The organism is Pantoea sp. V106_11, assembly GCF_029967885.1.
Lineage (GTDB): Bacteria > Pseudomonadota > Gammaproteobacteria > Enterobacterales > Enterobacteriaceae > Pantoea > Pantoea ananatis.
Genome location: NZ_JASCAK010000021.1, coordinates 161672 through 177382, shown reverse-complemented (window position 1 = coordinate 177382; position 15711 = coordinate 161672). Strand labels below are relative to the sequence as shown.

The 15711-nt window shown below is 55.2% G+C and carries 14 protein-coding genes; 7 read left to right on the top strand and 7 right to left on the bottom strand.

From position 1 onward, the window contains the following. Positions 1-6: 6 nt before the first annotated feature. Positions 7-1137 carry a DSD1 family PLP-dependent enzyme gene (locus QLG08_RS04955; RefSeq protein WP_238493362.1) on the bottom strand — a complete coding sequence of 377 codons (1131 nt, stop codon included), beginning with the start codon at positions 1135-1137 and terminating at the stop codon, positions 7-9. Positions 1138-1229: 92 nt separating this feature from the next. On the opposite strand from QLG08_RS04955, the gene QLG08_RS04950 reads away from it, so the two are divergent. Beyond that, a complete protein-coding gene (locus QLG08_RS04950; RefSeq protein ID WP_042676751.1) occupies positions 1230-2138 on the top strand; it encodes a LysR family transcriptional regulator in 909 nt (302 codons plus the stop codon). Positions 2139-2174: 36 nt separating this feature from the next. On the opposite strand, the gene QLG08_RS04945 is transcribed toward QLG08_RS04950, so the two are convergent. Continuing rightward, a complete protein-coding gene (locus QLG08_RS04945; RefSeq protein WP_029570035.1) occupies positions 2175-2570 on the bottom strand; it encodes a cupin domain-containing protein in 396 nt (131 codons plus the stop codon). A 226-nt stretch (positions 2571-2796) separates the two neighbouring features. Between QLG08_RS04945 and QLG08_RS04940 the strand changes: the two genes are divergently transcribed. Genes QLG08_RS04940 through QLG08_RS04930 form a run of 3 tightly spaced genes read left to right on the top strand, consistent with a single transcriptional unit; the run spans position 2797 to position 4599 of the window. Beyond that, positions 2797-3360 carry a fasciclin domain-containing protein gene (locus QLG08_RS04940; RefSeq protein ID WP_014593752.1) on the top strand — a complete coding sequence of 188 codons (564 nt, stop codon included), beginning with the start codon at positions 2797-2799 and terminating at the stop codon, positions 3358-3360. A gap of 40 nt (positions 3361-3400) precedes the next feature. Then, positions 3401-3955 carry a sigma-70 family RNA polymerase sigma factor gene (locus tag QLG08_RS04935; protein ID WP_013025822.1) on the top strand — a complete coding sequence of 185 codons (555 nt, stop codon included), beginning with the start codon at positions 3401-3403 and terminating at the stop codon, positions 3953-3955. Then, positions 3952-4599 carry an anti-sigma factor gene (locus tag QLG08_RS04930; protein ID WP_014605805.1) on the top strand — a complete coding sequence of 216 codons (648 nt, stop codon included), beginning with the start codon at positions 3952-3954 and terminating at the stop codon, positions 4597-4599. The genes QLG08_RS04935 and QLG08_RS04930 overlap by 4 nt, the downstream gene beginning before the upstream one ends. Positions 4600-4679: 80 nt before the next feature. Here the strand turns inward: QLG08_RS04930 and QLG08_RS04925 are convergent, their stop codons facing one another. Continuing rightward, the gene (locus QLG08_RS04925; protein ID WP_014593754.1) at positions 4680-6320 is read right to left on the bottom strand and encodes a methyl-accepting chemotaxis protein; all 1641 of its coding nucleotides are present in this window, start codon (positions 6318-6320) and stop codon (positions 4680-4682) included. 872 nt (positions 6321-7192) lie between these two features. Here QLG08_RS04925 and kup point away from each other — a divergent pair. Together kup and QLG08_RS04915 are read left to right on the top strand one after the other, a co-directional pair. Beyond that, a complete protein-coding gene (gene kup / locus QLG08_RS04920; RefSeq protein WP_013025825.1) occupies positions 7193-9061 on the top strand; it encodes a low affinity potassium transporter Kup in 1869 nt (622 codons plus the stop codon). Between the two features lie 450 nt (positions 9062-9511). Further along, positions 9512-9952 carry a GFA family protein gene (locus QLG08_RS04915; RefSeq protein WP_238493364.1) on the top strand — a complete coding sequence of 147 codons (441 nt, stop codon included), beginning with the start codon at positions 9512-9514 and terminating at the stop codon, positions 9950-9952. 2 nt (positions 9953-9954) lie between these two features. On the opposite strand, the gene QLG08_RS04910 is transcribed toward QLG08_RS04915, so the two are convergent. Together QLG08_RS04910 and hipB are read right to left on the bottom strand one after the other, a co-directional pair. Further along, a complete protein-coding gene (locus QLG08_RS04910; protein WP_238493365.1) occupies positions 9955-11064 on the bottom strand; it encodes a HipA domain-containing protein in 1110 nt (369 codons plus the stop codon). Continuing rightward, the gene (gene hipB, locus QLG08_RS04905; protein WP_013025828.1) at positions 11064-11303 is read right to left on the bottom strand and encodes a type II toxin-antitoxin system antitoxin HipB; all 240 of its coding nucleotides are present in this window, start codon (positions 11301-11303) and stop codon (positions 11064-11066) included. The genes QLG08_RS04910 and hipB overlap by 1 nt, the downstream gene beginning before the upstream one ends. A gap of 114 nt (positions 11304-11417) precedes the next feature. Here hipB and QLG08_RS04900 point away from each other — a divergent pair, with 114 nt between their 5' ends. After that, positions 11418-11861, top strand: coding sequence for a GNAT family N-acetyltransferase (locus QLG08_RS04900; protein WP_013025829.1), 444 nt, complete (start codon positions 11418-11420; stop codon positions 11859-11861). A gap of 63 nt (positions 11862-11924) precedes the next feature. On the opposite strand, the gene QLG08_RS04895 is transcribed toward QLG08_RS04900, so the two are convergent. Both QLG08_RS04895 and QLG08_RS04890 read right to left on the bottom strand, forming a co-directional pair. Next, a complete protein-coding gene (locus QLG08_RS04895; protein ID WP_238493366.1) occupies positions 11925-14300 on the bottom strand; it encodes a glycoside hydrolase family 3 N-terminal domain-containing protein in 2376 nt (791 codons plus the stop codon). Between the two features lie 22 nt (positions 14301-14322). Then, entirely contained in the window at positions 14323-15711 is a 1389-nt protein-coding gene (locus QLG08_RS04890) for an MFS transporter (RefSeq protein WP_014605798.1), read from the bottom strand.

Here is a 15711-nt window from a genome sequence, read left to right as displayed (position 1 = left end):
AAAACGCTACCAGCCAACGATGCGTTGCCAGACCTCATGTTCGCCGTTTCGGGTGTCGATCACCTGATAGTGCGTATGCATCGCGGCGGTCGCGCAGGCGTGGTTGGGCAGAATGCGCAGCAGGGTACCGAGTGGAAAATCTCCGGTGGAATACGCACTGTCGCGCGGCAACGCAATAATTCCGTGCTCCTGATTGGTGGTTGTCAGCAGCAATCCCAACGGACAACCCGCGTCGTCGCACACCAGCCCGTAGCCATAATCGGTATCCTGTGAGGCGGTGCCACGATCGCGTGACATGGCCATCCAGCCGGCATCAACAAAAACCCAGCCCTTGTCGTGGTTGTGGCCGATCACCGTTGTCACCACCGAAAGCGCAATGTCGTCCTGGGTGCAGACGCCCAGATTGTGCATAAACAGATCGAAGGTGGAAAACACCCCGGCCCTCACCTCGGTTACGCCCGTGAGGTCCGTAGCCGAATGCGCCGTGGGCGTGGAGCCAACGCTGACGACCGGGCACGGGATCCCTGCTGCACGGATATGCTGGGCAGCGGTAATGGCAGCCTGGCACTCTTGCTGCGCCGCCCGCTGAATGTCTTGCGGCGTGCGGCAATGGTAGGACTCGCCCGCGTGGGTCATTACCCCTTCCACCACCATCCCGTGCTGATGCAGATGACCGGCAATCTCGGCCAACGTCCCGTCGTCAGGTCGAATGCCGCCGCGATGGCCATCGCAGTCGATCTCAATGAAAACGGAAAACGTTACCTGATGCTGTAAAGCGTAATCGCTGATGGCCTGTGCCTGCGCCATGCTGTCCAGCAACACATGCACCTGTTTGCCGCTGCACCGCAGGGCGGCAATACGCGGCAATTTAGCGGGCGCAATGCCCACGGCGTAAAGCACATTGCTGAAGCCAGCGGCGACAAAGGCTTCGGCCTCTGCCAGGGTAGAAACGGTGGCAGGTGAAGAGGATGCTTTGAGCAGATAAGGCGCAGACTGGAGAGTGCGAAGCGTTTTCAGATGCGGGCGAATCTGACAGCGTTGCCCTTCGATTCGCTGATACAAGCGGTTGATATTGCGTTCAAACTTAACTTTATCTAACAGCAGATAAGGCGTGGTTATGGTTAAGTGATTGAGCATCGTCGAATTCCTGTAAGGTTTTATTGATGCTCTCATCGTTTAAATCTGTTTAAAATGCCGTCAGGCCCAATTAATGATTAGGTTTGAACCTAATGATCAACAGCGAAGATTTACGTTTTTTTCAGGTCATTGCCCTGCATCCGACGCTGGCGGCGGCGGCGCGCCATCTGGATATCACGCCGCCTTCCGTGACGCAGCGCCTGCAAAGTATTGAACAAAAGATCGGGGTGAAGCTGATCCTGCGTCCGGCAAAACGCATCATTCTGACCGATGAAGGCGAAGCTCTGCTGGGTCGCGCCCGGGTGATTTTGCATGAGATAGACCAGTTGCAGGATGTGATCGATCAGACGCGAAACCGCATCAGCGGAACGCTGAGAGTGCTGGCCCCGTTGGGCTTTGGTTCCGAACACATTGCCCCGCTGCTGGCGGAGTACGCCGACAGCCATGCCGATCTCAGTATCGATCTCACCCTCTCCGATAACCCTGACTGGATGCAGGCCGATAAGTGGGATGTGGTGATCTATATCGGCCATCTGCGCGACTCCACGCTCTACAGCACCCGGCTCGCCGCCAATCCGCGTTTACTCTGCGCCTCGCCGGCTTATCTGCAGCAGCAGGGTACGCCGACGCATCCTGATGCGCTGCAGCACCATCACTGTCTGGTGATCAGGGAAAATGCGGAAGATGTGACGCGCTGGACATTCAGCCACAACGGGGACGAAACGACCGTAAGGATTACGCCACGTCTCGCCAGCAATGATGGTCGTATCATTAAAAAATGGGCGCTGAGCGGTAAAGGGATTATGGTGCGCTCCGCCTGGGATGTCAGCCGCGAGATCCGCCAGGGCCTTCTTGTTCCCTTGCTGCCCGCGTTTACCCTGCCGTCTGCCGATATCGTCGCCCTGACCAGCCTGCAGGAAAAAAAGCGCCTTCCCCGCACTCAGGGCTTTATCGACCTGATGAAACACACCTTCAGCGCCCCGCCGTGGGAGATCGATTAGGCCTCCCTGGTGTTACACCAGCTCAACAGGCGTTGCTTACGATAAAAATTCGTGCTCTGTGACCTTTTCAAGCCAGGTCACCGGACTGCCGTTAAGGGATTCCGCGATGGCAATATGCGTCATTGCATGGCTGGCGGTGGCGCCGTGCCAGTGACGAACATCCTCCGGTATCCAGACGATATCGCCCTGATTAATCGTCTGCTTCTCTTCGCCTTCACACTGAATCCATCCCTGACCGGCGGTGACGATCAGCGTCTGACCCAGTGGATGCGTATGCCAGGCCGTACGGGCACCGGGCTCAAAGGTGACGGTAGCGCCGCCAACCCGTGCCGGCGCCGTAGTGCTGAAAGGGGAATCAATGCGGACCTGGCCGGTAAAATACGCCTCAGGACCTTTCGCTGAGGGAACGGCGGCATTTTTGATGATTTTCATTATCGGCTTACCTTTGATGTCGTGTGACAGAGGACAGGGACGGACGTCTCTCATTCTGGCCGCTGCTTGCTTGTGCGCACATGGCCGAAAAACACGCGCAGGCTGATGAATTGGGCAGGCTACGCGCAGGGTTAAAAATATTTAATTTTTTCTGCATCCACTTTCGTCCCCCTACTCGTATATCTCATTGAAAGCCACTTACTCCACGCTCTAATGAGGATTTACGATGAAAAAGCTAATCGCTGTGACTGTTGTATCAAGTGCATTACTGTTTACCACTGCCTCTCTTGCCGCTATGGAGTCGGGTTCTGTCATGGTAGGCGGTGCCGCCATGTTCCCGCAAAAAAATATTGTTGAAAATGCGGTTAACTCAAAAGATCACACCACCCTGGTGGCTGCGGTAAAAGCAGCCGGTTTGGTTGATACCTTACAAGGTAAAGGCCCTTTTACCGTGTTTGCTCCAACTAACGCGGCGTTCGCTAAGCTCCCTGCAGGCACCGTAGACAGTCTGCTCAAACCGGAAAATAAAGCGAAACTGACCAGCGTACTCACCTATCACGTGGTTGCCGGTAAGTACGATATGAAGGCGCTGGAAGCCAAAATCAAACAAGGTGGCGGTCATGCCGAGCTGAAGACCGTTAACGGTCAGCCGTTATGGATCATGAACAATGGCCCCCACAATATTCAGCTGAAAGATGGCCAGGGCAACGTCGCGAATATCAGTACCTATGACGTCAACCAAAAAAATGGCGTGATAGATGTGATTGATACCGTATTAATGCCGAAGTAATAATTTATACTCGAACGGAAACAGATCATTCGGGACGCTTATGGACAAGGTGCAGGCAGTGGAGCAGGTGAAATTGATGCAGGCAATCGCCGACGGCGATCGTCAGGCATTTGAACAACTTTACCGGCTGACATCGCCTCACCTTTTTGCCATCGCGTTGCGCATGTTGCAGCATCGCCCCTGGGCTGAGGAGGTGCTGCATGATTGCTACATCACCATCTGGAGCAAGGCGGAAACCTATAATGCCGCGCTGAGCTCCCCGTTGACCTGGATGACCCACATTGTTCGTAATCGGTGTATCGACTGGCTCCGCAGCGGACAGGCACGCCTTGCCAGCGCGGAAGAAGCCCATAACGATGACCTACTAGCCGCTGAACATGACGAACTGCATAACAGACAGGATGATGCACAAGCCGCACGCTTACAGCGCTGTCTGGGAAACCTCAGCAGTGAGCAGCGCCAGAGCATCACGCTGGCCTACTATCAGGGCATGTCCCACGGCGATATTGCTCACTGGCTCCAGCAGCCGGTTGGATCGGTGAAAAGCTGGATCCGCCGGGCGATGGCGCACCTTCGGGAGTGTGTCGGACTATGAATAAACGCCAACGTGACGACGCGCTCTCTGCGGAATACGCGCTGGGTACGCTGCGCGGCAATGCGCGGTTACGCTTTCAGAAGCGTCTGCAGAGTGAGCCGGAACTGACTGAGCAGGTAGCCAAATGGCAAACCCTGCTTGCCGGACTGGATCGCAGTCTGATGCCTCAGATTCCACCGGAATACGTCTGGAAAAAAATAACGTTAAGTCTGCCGACAAAGATAACGCCGCGCGTCAGGCGCGGTTATGTAGGCTGGCTGGTTGCCGCTGCCCTTGCCGCGCTGACGCTGGTGTCGTATCAGGTTATCAGGACGCCCGACTTTACCCCGCTGACCGTAATGCGGGGCGCGGAGCAACAGGGGCAATGGGTGGTCAGTGCAGATAAGGCGTTGACGCAGCTGCGTGTAACACCGTTGCAGCCGGTCGCTATTGGCGCAAACAACAGCCTGCAACTGTGGCTCATCCCTGCCGGTCAACAGCCCGTTTCGTTGGGGCTGCTGAATGTCCAGGAGACCACGCAGCTCAAACTTGCCGCACGTGATACGCTGAAAAACGCGGTGATTGCGGTCAGCCTTGAGCCCCAGGGCGGTTCACCCACCGGGCAGCCTACCGGCCCGGTGCTTTACAGTGGCAGGACAGGATAACGCCATTCGGGCGGCGGGTTGAGCGGGTGGGACGATGGCATGCCTATATCCCGTGTTATCGCCCCACCCGCCGCACAACCCTAAAAACGTTGCCAGTTATCTTCCTGCTTAGCATAGGCCGCACGAGCCTGAACAAAGGCGGAAGAAACCCGTGCGGGGCTGGATTGGGCAACAGGCGCGGCATCGGTCAGCACGAACGTGGCGACGAGCTGATTCAGTGCTGAGGCCTGATCCATGAGCGAGCGGGATGCCGATGAGGCTTCCTCCACCAGCGCCGCATTCTGCTGTGTCACGTCATCCATCTGATTGACGGCCTGATGCACCTGACCAATCCCCAATGACTGCTCCTGAGACGCAACGGCAATTTCGTCAACGAGGTCGGTTACCTGTCGCACCGCGTCCTTCATTCGTCCGATATTGTCACCCACCTGTTCAGCCTGATTAACGCCGGTTTCCACATAGCGCATCGAGGATTCGATAAGTTCTTTAATCTCGCGCGCTGAAGCCGAAGAACGCTGCGCCAGGTTACGCACCTCACCGGCGACAACGGCAAAACCTCGTCCCTGCTCGCCAGCCCGGGCGGCTTCAACGGCAGCGTTGAGCGCCAGAATATTGGTCTGGAAAGCCACGCCTTCGATCAGGCTAATAATGGCGGTGATTTTTTCAGAACTCTGTTTAATATCGGTCATGGTGCCGAGCATGGTGTGAACTTTCGTGGCGCTGTCGTCCGAAATGTCCCGGGCGTTTTTCGACAGCTGGCTGGCCAGTCGGGTGTTTTCAGCCGTCTGGCGCACGGTTTCACTCAGCTCTGACATACTGGCAGCCGTCTGTTCCAGCGAGGCCGCCTGCTGCTCGGTGCGTGAAGAGAGATCTTCGTTGCCGGCCGAAATTTGCGAGGTGGCAGAACTGACAGAATGGGCCGAACGTTCAACGGACGACAGCGAGTGGGCTACATTCCCGATAAGGTTGTTAAACGCTTTGGCCGTAAGACCAATTTCATCCTGACGGGAGTCATCCGCACGCAGGGTAAGATCCAGTCGCTCGCTGGCACGTTCCATGGTGATTCGCATACCGTTAAGGTGCCTGCGGATCCCCAGAATCGTTCTGACGGAGAACGCGCCCAGCAGCAGAATGATGGCGGCCGAACCGGCAATTAACCACACCAGCGTTTGCCGGTAAACCTTGTTGTTATCTTTTTCAAATGCCGCCCCTACCTCCACATTAAACTGTAACTGTTTCTGGTAACTTTCAATTAAATCGCGAATAGACTGCCCGACCCCGCTATTGCCCTGCAGATCGGCCAGCGCAGCGTCGTCATGCAAACGGGAATTCGCCATAAAACCGGGCAAACGGTCTTCCATCTGCTTAATCAGCGCTAAGGCATGCTGACTCAGCCTGATGTCCTGATCGTTAGTGGTTTCATTTTTCAAATAAAATTCAGTCAGCGCTTTAACGGTATCCAGCCGCGTTGTTATTTCCTTTTCGAACTCGGCCTGTTTGCCTTGATCTTTTGCACTCAAATGTCGGTAAAGCGAGACGTTAAGCCGGTTACTGCCATTGACCATTTTATCCAGGTCAACCAGTGAAGGCAGCGTATTGGTTTGTACGTATTGAAAGCGCGACTGGAAGCCGCTCAATACCATGATGACGATCACCACCATGGCAATCATCGATGCCGAGAGCAGTGAAAACGTCAGGAAAAGCCGCTGAGTAATAGTCATATTAAATTCCCCGAATACTATGTTCGTTATTCATTACGTTATGCTGAAGCGCGCTAGCCATAAAGATATCGACAGGGCGTGAATGAGCATTAATGCGCTGAATAGTAAATCCGCTGAATAATGGGGGCGGACGCGGCATTACCGTTAAAAAGCATTAGCCCGTTGAATGCATAAATAAAGATGCAGGGTTTTATGACTCAGGAAATACAAATGGAATTAATGGGTGGAGGAAAGTCAATTTTTATTTAAGAGGAGGGAAATAATCTTTATTCAAAATGGCGCGCGCGTTTAATTAATAAAATTTCGCTTAAGGCCAGCTTAAAATTGTGCCTGAATATACCGGCTGCGCCGTTGTTTAATGCCGCCGTTTTTGAAATAAATTAACGCTGCAACAAACGCGAACGAATTAATCATAAGTAAGGACTATTTTAAAAATTTTTTTATTTTTTTGTTAACGCCGGGACGTTCTTCTCCGTTCGTTCGGGCCAGGCGTTAAAAACCCGCATAGCGCTGGCTTCCCTGTCTCCGCCGCGACACAGCCTTGTCATTCGCCGCATTCACGCCGCGGGTCGGCATGGCTGACAAAGCAAAAGACATAATTTGGCTTAATGCAACACGCTGACTAAACCGGTTTTAAACAGCCTGGTCGTGACGGCGGATTTACGCCACTTCTCGCGCGAAATAACTGCTGAGTTAATCGACAGTCGTGTAAAAATGTCGTAAAAAAAAGGTACAAACCTGTAAAAATGCAGTTCATAACTTAACCACCTACTCCCTAACTCACGCTAAACCGCGTAATCTCGTGCTGATCGCTGACCGGATAACCTTTCCGGCGAAGGTGGATAATTACGTGAAGCAAAACAGGATATTAAATGGCGCAGTCTGAAAAACAGTCTCTTCCTGCAGGCATGCTGGCGGCAGCGGGGATCGTATTTGGTGATATCGGCACCAGCCCGCTCTATACCTTAAAAGAGTGTCTGTCTATTCTTCCCTCTGGGGCGGTGACCGAAGAGGCGGTCATGGGGTTTCTTTCTCTGATATTCTGGGGACTGACGCTGATTGTGACGGTGAAATACGTCATCTTTATCATGCGTGCAGATCATGATGGCGAAGGCGGAATACTGACGCTGATGTCCCTGGCCCGGCAAAATGTCGGCGCGCGGCTCAGCCGCATCATCGTACTGGCAGGCCTCACAGGAGGAGCCTTCTTTTACGGTGACGGCATTATCACCCCGGCAATCTCGGTGCTTTCCGCCGTTGAGGGGATTGAAGTCGTGGCCCCGGCGCTGGATCGCTTTATTGTGCCGCTGGCCATGGTCATACTGGCGGTACTCTTTGTGATCCAGAAGCACGGCACCGAGCGCGTCAGCCGCGTTTTTGGCCCGATCATGCTGGTGTGGTTTATTACCCTGGCGATACTCGGTGTGCGCGGCATCGCCATGAATCCGCACGTTTTACATGCGCTCAATCCGGCCTTTGCCCTGACCTTTTTGCTTCATCATGAAGCCCTGTCATTTGCCGCGCTCGGCATGGTGGTGCTGGCCGTCACCGGTGCTGAAGCCCTGTATGCGGATATGGGACATCTGGGCAAAACCCCCATCAGGCTGGCCTGGTTGATCATTGCCCTGCCCGCTCTGGTGCTGAACTATTTTGGTCAGGGCGCCCTGGTGCTCGCCGAACCCAGCGCCGTGCAAAATCCGTTTTATATTCTGGCGCCCGTCTGGGCACAGATCCCGCTGATTGTCCTGTCAACCCTGGCCACGGTCATTGCTGCCCAGTCAATCATCAGCGGCGTTTACACGCTGACGCATCAGGCCATTCGCCAGGGGTTTCTGCCGCCGATGCGAGTGATCTTTACGTCTGCTACGGAATCAGGGCAAATCTACATCCCGGTCGTAAACTGGCTGCTGTTTGCCGCGGTAACTGTCGTAATCCTGGCTTTCCGCCAGTCCTCAGCGCTCTCATCCGCTTACGGTATTGTGGTGACGGGCACGATGGTGCTGACGGCCTGTCTGGCCGGTATTGTGGCGTTTAAAAACTGGAAGTGGCCATTGCCGGTGGCGTTGGTTTTTCTGCTCTGCATGCTGTTAATTGATGTGCCGCTGTTTGCCGCCAATCTGATGAAACTCCTGTCTGGCGGCTGGGTGCCGGTGCTGCTGGCGATGACCATGCTGGTGCTGATGCTTATCTGGAGCAGTGAGCGTTCCCGGCTTATCCGCCGTCTCACTGACGATCCGGTGCGGCTGAAAGCGCTGATTAGCTCCCTGGAAGCCTCTCCGCCGATGCGGGTGGGGGGAACGGCTATCTTCCTGACGCGTAAAGAGTATGAAATTCCGCAGGCGCTGCTGCATAACCTGAAACATAACCGGGTACTGCATGAGCGCACTGTCTTACTGCATATCAAAACGGTCGATCTGCCCCGCGTACACAATCAGCAGCGCATTGCGTTGCGCCAGATGTCCCCGTCGTTCTGGCAGGTGACGGCCACCTATGGCTGGCATGAGCGTCCGTCGATGCAGGATGTCCTGCATCTTTGTGGGCTGGAAGGCTTTGGCTGTACGTTAAATGAAGCGTCGTTTTTTACCTCGCACGACACGCTGGTGATGAAAAAGCGCCGCGGTCTGGCCCATGCCAAAGGCGTTATCTTCCACTTCTTCCAGCGCAATGCACTACGCGCACATGAGCAGTTCAGAATCCCGGCTAACCGGGTGATCGAACTGGGCGGGCAAAAAGAGTTCTGATAAGGGCGTTTGCGGCAGAGCGCGTCACGGGCTCTGCCGTTTTCTTTTGTCAGGATGCCCGCGTGTTCCCCGCTCGCGTTCTGCACCCTTTCACCACCCGTCGTAACGGCCTTCTTCACGCGTCTCCTGGATCTCGTCAGGCTTTGCCAGGCAAAATGTATGCTCATACAGGCATAACGGGACAGCAGGCGCCGCTGTGGCGCAAGTACCGCCTGCCGCGTTATCCCGTCAATAGTGCCCGTTGAACTCAACGCTGACTTGCAGAACGGCCCTCATCAGCGCACCAAACGCAGGATGCTGAAGAAAAATCTGTAGGCTGCGGGATCCCGTCTGGTGTCTTTGACCTTAACCCGTCACAATACCAGCCGGGATCCCCTGTTTTACCTGTGCCACCAACGCTTCATCCCTGTCACCTCCCCAGAGGTTGCAGGATGAAAAAAGGAGCAAATCATGTCTGATGCGACATCGGCTCAGTGCCACTGTGGCGCTGTAGCGTTTAACGTAAAACTGCTGGATGGCCTGAACACGGCCCGGCGCTGTAACTGCTCTTTCTGCCGTATGCGCGGCGCGGTCGTGGTGTTTGCGCCCGTCTCGGGGCTTGAGGTGGTGAAAGGCAAAGAGACGCTAAGCGAGTACCGTTTTAATTCGGGTGAGGCAGTCCACTACTTCTGTTCCATTTGTGGCATCTACACGTTTCATCAAAGCCGGTCCAATCCTGAACAGTACGGCGTGAATGCCGCCTGTCTGACGGGCGTTTCGCCTTTCGATTTCGCCTCCGTGCCCGTCACCGATGGCAATAATCATCCCCGGGATGGCGGCAAAGGCGGCGTAGTCGGCCATCTTAACTATGTTGCAGTAAAACCCTGGCGCCGGGCACCAGAAGGCCATTAACCTCAGATCGCCTGGCGCACCCTTTCCAGCATCATCATTGCGTGGCTGAAAACCGCATCGGCGAGCGTCAGGGGATAATCATCGGGCAGGCTGTCCCGCACCTTAACAATCGCGGCAGGCAAGCCCGGAACAAAGGCCGCGAGTATCTGCCGCATCGCTGCCTGACTGAACCCCACGCTCCCCGCAAGGGCAAGAAAATGCGCGGGCCCAATCGCGTCAATGTGATGCTGTTTGCCCTCAGGGCCTGTCACGCCCATCGCCAGCTGGAAATCCTGTCTGTCTGTTGTGCGCAGAGAAAGGCCCGGGCAGGCGGAAAGAAGATGCTTAAAAGGCGCGAGCCGGAAGCTGCCACCGCGAGCAATCAGCAGCGAGAGATGTTTAGCGTTGACGCGCGTGATGCCCGTCAGCCACTGAAATACCAGACAGCGCATCAGATCATCACGGTCTTTCATGGCGGAGCTTGAGCCCATCAGCAAGGCCATGATGTCATCAATTCCCGGACCGCCCTGCTGCTCATCGCGGCCAGAGAGCGGCACGCCGAGCGCCTGACACACGTCTTCTTCAGGAAGATGATAAAGGTGTTGTCCGTCGTGACGCCAACGGCGATCGTATCGTTCTGTTCTCAATTTACGGATGCCGTTCTCATGAACTAACACGGCATCCGGCACCGGGATAGTCAGCTCCCGGGCCAGGGACAGACACAGATACGCATTATCGATATCGAACTGCTGTGCCTCATCGGCGGGGCTGAAGACGCTGTGCGTTGCCTGGTCCGGCGCGACGGGCTGCCGCTTTGCCGGCAGCAGACTGAGCGCCCCGGGTAATGTGTGTCCCACTTTCTGCAATGTTGCAAACACCTCACAGGATTTTATCGGGTGAGTCGGGTAAAAATCCTTTTCGATCAACGTACTGGGAAATAGAAGGTTTTCGAAAAAGTGCACGACTTTCTCAGAATGCATCGCGGCGCGCTGTAAGGGCAACGAAAGCGAGAGAGGTCTGGCAAGCGGATGCTGAAGCCAGTTGGCGTCATACTGGAAATGCAGCGCGCCGTTGTGATGCAGCGTCAGCGTTCCCGTACGCTCGCCGTTTATCCAGGCAATGAGCTTTGCCATTACCAGGCATCCTCAGCCGGGGCTGAGGATGCGCTGTTTTCATGAAGCGACAGAGCAAGATCGAGCGCCTGTAAGATTTTGAACAACGTTGCCAGTGAGGTTGTATCCGGGGCATTTTCGAAGTGAGACAGGGTTGCCTGTTTCAGGCCCACTTTTTTCGCCAGTTCGACCTGGGTCCAGCCGTTTTGCTGCCGCAATAGCCTGACCTGATTCGCCAACTGGCGGGGACTGTAAATCATGCGGTATGCTCCCTGATAAGTGAGGATTTATCCCCGTTAGAGGATATTATCAGACTTGCTGCTCTTTCGCCTGATAACTTAATTATCCCCGATAGCGGATATTTTGGAGGTATAATGACCAAATGTAACTTTCCTCTGGCCGTCACGCGGTCTTACACCGAGAACGATAAGCAGGATTTACTGGCCGGGCTACGCGCCTATAACAACGCGTTCATCGATACTTCGACATGGGGGCCGCTGGCGGTATTTTGTCGTGATCCGCAGGGAAAATTGCTGGGCGGACTGATTGGTAGCCAAAAAGGGCACTGGCTTTGTATTGAGTTTCTCTGGGTGAGTGAATCCGTGCGCGGTTCAGGCCTTGGCCAGCAGCTGGTTCATGCAGCCGAACAGGATGCTGTCACGGCGGGTTGCCACAGTGCCCTGGTGGATACCTTTAGTTTCCAGGCACTTCCCTTCTACCAGAAGCAGGGTTATGCCCGACAGATGTCGTTAACGGATTTCCCTCAACCGGGCATGCAACGTCATTATCTGACGAAAGCGTTAAGCGCAGCGCGCTGATCTTCACGCTGCAAAAACGCAAGGGTTGCCCCTGTCCATCTCTCAATGGACAGGGTTAAGGCATCAGATGATATTGACCTTGCAGTCGCTTAACATGCGCCAGTGGCAAGGCAGAACACGCGTTTCGCCTCTTACCGTTACCGTGCTGACGCCATGAATATCGCGACAGGACGATCCGACCTGCAGCTCAAACTCGCCCGGCTCAACAATGCGCTTGCCATCGCGACGGGTAAAGTTGAGCATATCGACGGGGAGCGTAAAGCACAGCTCAGCCGTTTCACCCGGTTGTAACGTGACGCGCTGAAAAGCTTTGAGCTCCTGGAGCGGGCGCACCATGCTGGCGACCTTGTCCCGGATATAAAGCTGAACCACTTCACTGCCCTGCCGTTGGCCGCTATTGGTCAGCGTCATTCTGAGGCGGATTTCGCTGTCAATAGCGACGCTGTCCTGCTCGGACTGGAGCGTCCCCCAACTAAACGTTGTCCCGCTCAGACCGTAGCCAAACGGATAGCGTGCGCCAAAATGGAAGGCGATTGGCGTGCCGCCGCTTTTCAGTTTGTGGTTGTAATAGAACGGCATCGCACCGACGTTCTTCGGAACGCTCACCACCAGGCGGCCCTGCGGCTCTGCGCGGCCGGTGAGGATATCCGCTATCGCCCAGCCGCCCTCCTGTCCCGGCGCCCAGGCCAGCAGAAAGGCGGCGACCTTGTTCTCCAGGCCCTGCAGGTTATAAGGTCGCCCACCGGTCATGACCACGATCACCGGTTTTCCGGTGGCCACAAGGGCTTCCAGCAATAACTGCTGCACGCCTGGCAGATTCAGGCTGTCGGTATCAGAACCTTCTCCTACGGTGCCGCTCTGGAACAGGCCCGCCAGATCGCCTACGCAGGCAACAACGACATCGCTTTCTTGTGCCACGCGAACCGCCTCCGCAATAAGATGCGTATCCTGTGAAACAGGCGACTGCTGCACAGGTTTCGCCCCGCTGTCTCCGGGGAAAACGGGAGCGCCTGCCGCGCGTTTCTCAATAATATGGCAGCCTTTGGCATAGCTGACGTTTTGCTGCCCCAGCGTATGGCGCAGCGCGGCGAGGGGCGTCGTTACCTGCGAGGTTTCCTCCAGCATATCGCTAATGATCAGGTGAACAGGAAAACTGTAGCCACTCAGTAGCGCGAGTGGATCGTCTGCACAGGGGCCCACAACCGCAACGCGACTGGTTTGTTGCAGCGGCAGAATGCCGTTGTTTTCCAGTAGCGTGATCGACCGCGTGGCAACCTCCCGGGCGACCTGACGGGTTTCCTCGTCCTGCAGTGAAATCGTCTCTTCATTAATGTAGGGCTGCTCGAACAGGCCCAGACGAAACTTTTCGGTTAAGATGCGGCCAACAATTTCATCCACCTTCTCCATCGACAGCAGATTACGTGATACGGCGTCCGCCAGATGGCGAGCGCAGTCATCTTTGGGCAGTTCGACGTCCAGCCCGGCGTTAAAAGCCAGCGCGGCAGATTCTGCCGCATCCTGCGCCACGCCATGATGCTGATGAAGCAGGCTGACGCCGCCGTAGTCAGCGACGACAATGCCGTCGAATCCCCACTGCTCCCGCAAGACCTCCGTCAGTAAAAAACGATCGCTGTGGCCGGGTTGATTATCGATGTCATGGTATGCCGGCATGACTGAACCCGCATTCGCCAGCTTGACCGCCATTTCAAACGGCAGTAAGAAGATATCGTTTAACTCGCTGAAACCCAGGTGTACCGGCGCGTGATTACGGGCGCCCTCACTGAATGAGTGGCCGACGTAGTGCTTCAGCGTGGCTAACAGATCGCGCGTGTCACCCTGCAGGCCCTCGACGTAGGCGGTGGCCATAACGCCCACCAGCCAGGGATCTTCCCCGAAGGTTTCTTCTGTCCGGCCCCAGCGGACATCGCGGGACACATCCAGTACCGGCGCCAGCCCCTGCTTACAGCCAACAGAACGCGCCTCTGTGCCAATGCGCTGTGCCGCCCGCCTGATGAGTTCAGGATCCCAGGTCGATCCATAGTTGAGCGATGAGGGAAACAACGTGGCGCCTTTGCAGAGTAAACCGACCAGGCACTCTTCATGCAGCAGCGCCGGGATGCCCAGGCGTGAGCCTTCAGTCACGTCGCGCTGCAGGCGATTCGCCGCCCGAACGCCAGTCAGCGCGTCAACGATATGCGTTCCCAGCGGACGGGTAATCTGACCTATACCGCGGGTTAATCTTTCTTTCAGTGCTGTCTGGGCACTGACGCCAGTAAACTCATCGCTTAAATCTGTGCGTTCCTGGTGATTGCCCTCTTCATCCAGAATGAGCCAGTAAGCATGCATCTGCGCGAACTTTTCTTCCGCCGTCATGCGCGGCAGCAGATCCGCGACGCGTTCAGCGACCGGACGATGAGGATCCTTATAGATTGCAGTCATGTTTCACTCCTTTATGCAGATTTCAGATAGTCTTGCTGGCGTCCATTTTCTCTTCAGCGGCGCGCTTCGCAGCCAGCTCAAGGGCGATAGCATTCACCCGAGCGCTGTTCAGTTTGTAGAGAAAAAGCAGTAGCAACATGCAGGTAAACAGAACGCCGGGAATAATGTTGTGCATCAGGTTGATGGTGGTGATGACGCGAGGTGTTTGTGCGGCCACGCCGGGCTGGTAATGAACCAGTCCCAGAATCCAGCCCACGACAGCCCCGCCCATGGCAAGGCCAAATTTGATGGCAAACAGCGCCGTTGAAAATACGAGGCCGTCCAGTCGTCTTCCGCTGCGCTGTTCTTCAAAGTCCACCACATCCGAGAACATGTTCCATTGAATGGGCGTGGTCAGGTTCTGAACAAAACCAAAAACAATATTCACGGCAATGATCAGCCAGACCTGAGAAGGCGGAATAAAATAAATCGTGGTGACAAAAAAAACAAAACTGGCAAGGCAAATCTGATAAGTGCGCACGCGATCAAATTTTCCCAATAACCGCTCTGAAAAAAAGGCCCCGCACAATGCCGCTATCATGCCGGTAATTATAAAAGTGAATACGAGGTCAGGACGCAATAAAACGTAGTTCATGTAATAAATGGTGGAGGAGCCACGGGTTACCACCGCCGTGAGCAGCAGGATGTTAAAAATAACAATGATGCACCACTGGCTGTTTTTACTCAGCGCCTTGAGGTCGGACCACATCGAGTTTGCGCTGTCACTGCGGGGTAAATAACGTTCCCGGGTCATAAAGAAGCAGCAGTAGATTAAAACCACCCCTAAGAACCCCATAAAGCCCATGGCAAAAAGGTAGCCTTTTGCCTTGTCACCCTGACCTAACAGATCCACCAGCGGCAGCCCGATGACGGTCACCACCAGCCCGCCGATAAACGCGCAGGCAAACCGCCAGGATTGCAAAGAATGGCGTTCGCGGGGATCGAGCGTCAGTGCACCGGGCATGGCGCAGTAAGGGACATTTACCGCAGAGTAAATAAAGCTGAGAATCGTGTAAGTGACACAGGCATAGACGATCTTCGCCGTGGGGCCGACATCCGGAACATAAAAGGTAATGAGACAACTGACGCCAAACGGAATCGCAAACCACATCAGCCAGGGCCGAAAACGACCGTGCTTGGTTCGGGTGCGATCGACCAGCGCGCCGATACAGGGATCGACAAAGGCATCGGCCAGACGAACCACCAAAAACATCGTCCCCATAATGGCGGCCGGTAACCCAAACACATCTGTGTAAAAGTAGGCGAGGAACAAGGTGGCGGTTTGCCACACCATTGAACTGGCGGCATCACCGATGCCGTAACCCATTTTATCTTTTGTCGTGAGCACAGAGGATACAGAGGATATAGTCAT

Bases quoted from the DNA above. Each gene is read 5' to 3' on its own strand.
- QLG08_RS04915 (WP_238493364.1), top strand. From the start codon at position 9,512: ATGTCTGATGCGACATCGGCTCAGTGCCACTGTGGCGCTGTAGCGTTT.
- QLG08_RS04890 (WP_014605798.1), bottom strand. From the start codon at position 15,711: ATGACTATATCCTCTGTATCCTCTGTGCTCACGACAAAAGATAAAATG.
- kup (WP_013025825.1), top strand. From the start codon at position 7,193: ATGGCGCAGTCTGAAAAACAGTCTCTTCCTGCAGGCATGCTGGCGGCA.
- QLG08_RS04925 (WP_014593754.1), bottom strand. From the start codon at position 6,320: ATGACTATTACTCAGCGGCTTTTCCTGACGTTTTCACTGCTCTCGGCA.
- QLG08_RS04930 (WP_014605805.1), top strand. From the start codon at position 3,952: ATGAATAAACGCCAACGTGACGACGCGCTCTCTGCGGAATACGCGCTG.
- QLG08_RS04955 (WP_238493362.1), bottom strand. From the start codon at position 1,137: ATGCTCAATCACTTAACCATAACCACGCCTTATCTGCTGTTAGATAAA.
- QLG08_RS04895 (WP_238493366.1), bottom strand. From the start codon at position 14,300: ATGACTGCAATCTATAAGGATCCTCATCGTCCGGTCGCTGAACGCGTC.
- QLG08_RS04940 (WP_014593752.1), top strand. From the start codon at position 2,797: ATGAAAAAGCTAATCGCTGTGACTGTTGTATCAAGTGCATTACTGTTT.
- QLG08_RS04950 (WP_042676751.1), top strand. From the start codon at position 1,230: ATGATCAACAGCGAAGATTTACGTTTTTTTCAGGTCATTGCCCTGCAT.
- QLG08_RS04935 (WP_013025822.1), top strand. From the start codon at position 3,401: ATGGACAAGGTGCAGGCAGTGGAGCAGGTGAAATTGATGCAGGCAATC.
- hipB (WP_013025828.1), bottom strand. From the start codon at position 11,303: ATGATTTACAGTCCCCGCCAGTTGGCGAATCAGGTCAGGCTATTGCGG.
- QLG08_RS04945 (WP_029570035.1), bottom strand. From the start codon at position 2,570: ATGAAAATCATCAAAAATGCCGCCGTTCCCTCAGCGAAAGGTCCTGAG.
- QLG08_RS04900 (WP_013025829.1), top strand. From the start codon at position 11,418: ATGACCAAATGTAACTTTCCTCTGGCCGTCACGCGGTCTTACACCGAG.
- QLG08_RS04910 (WP_238493365.1), bottom strand. From the start codon at position 11,064: ATGGCAAAGCTCATTGCCTGGATAAACGGCGAGCGTACGGGAACGCTG.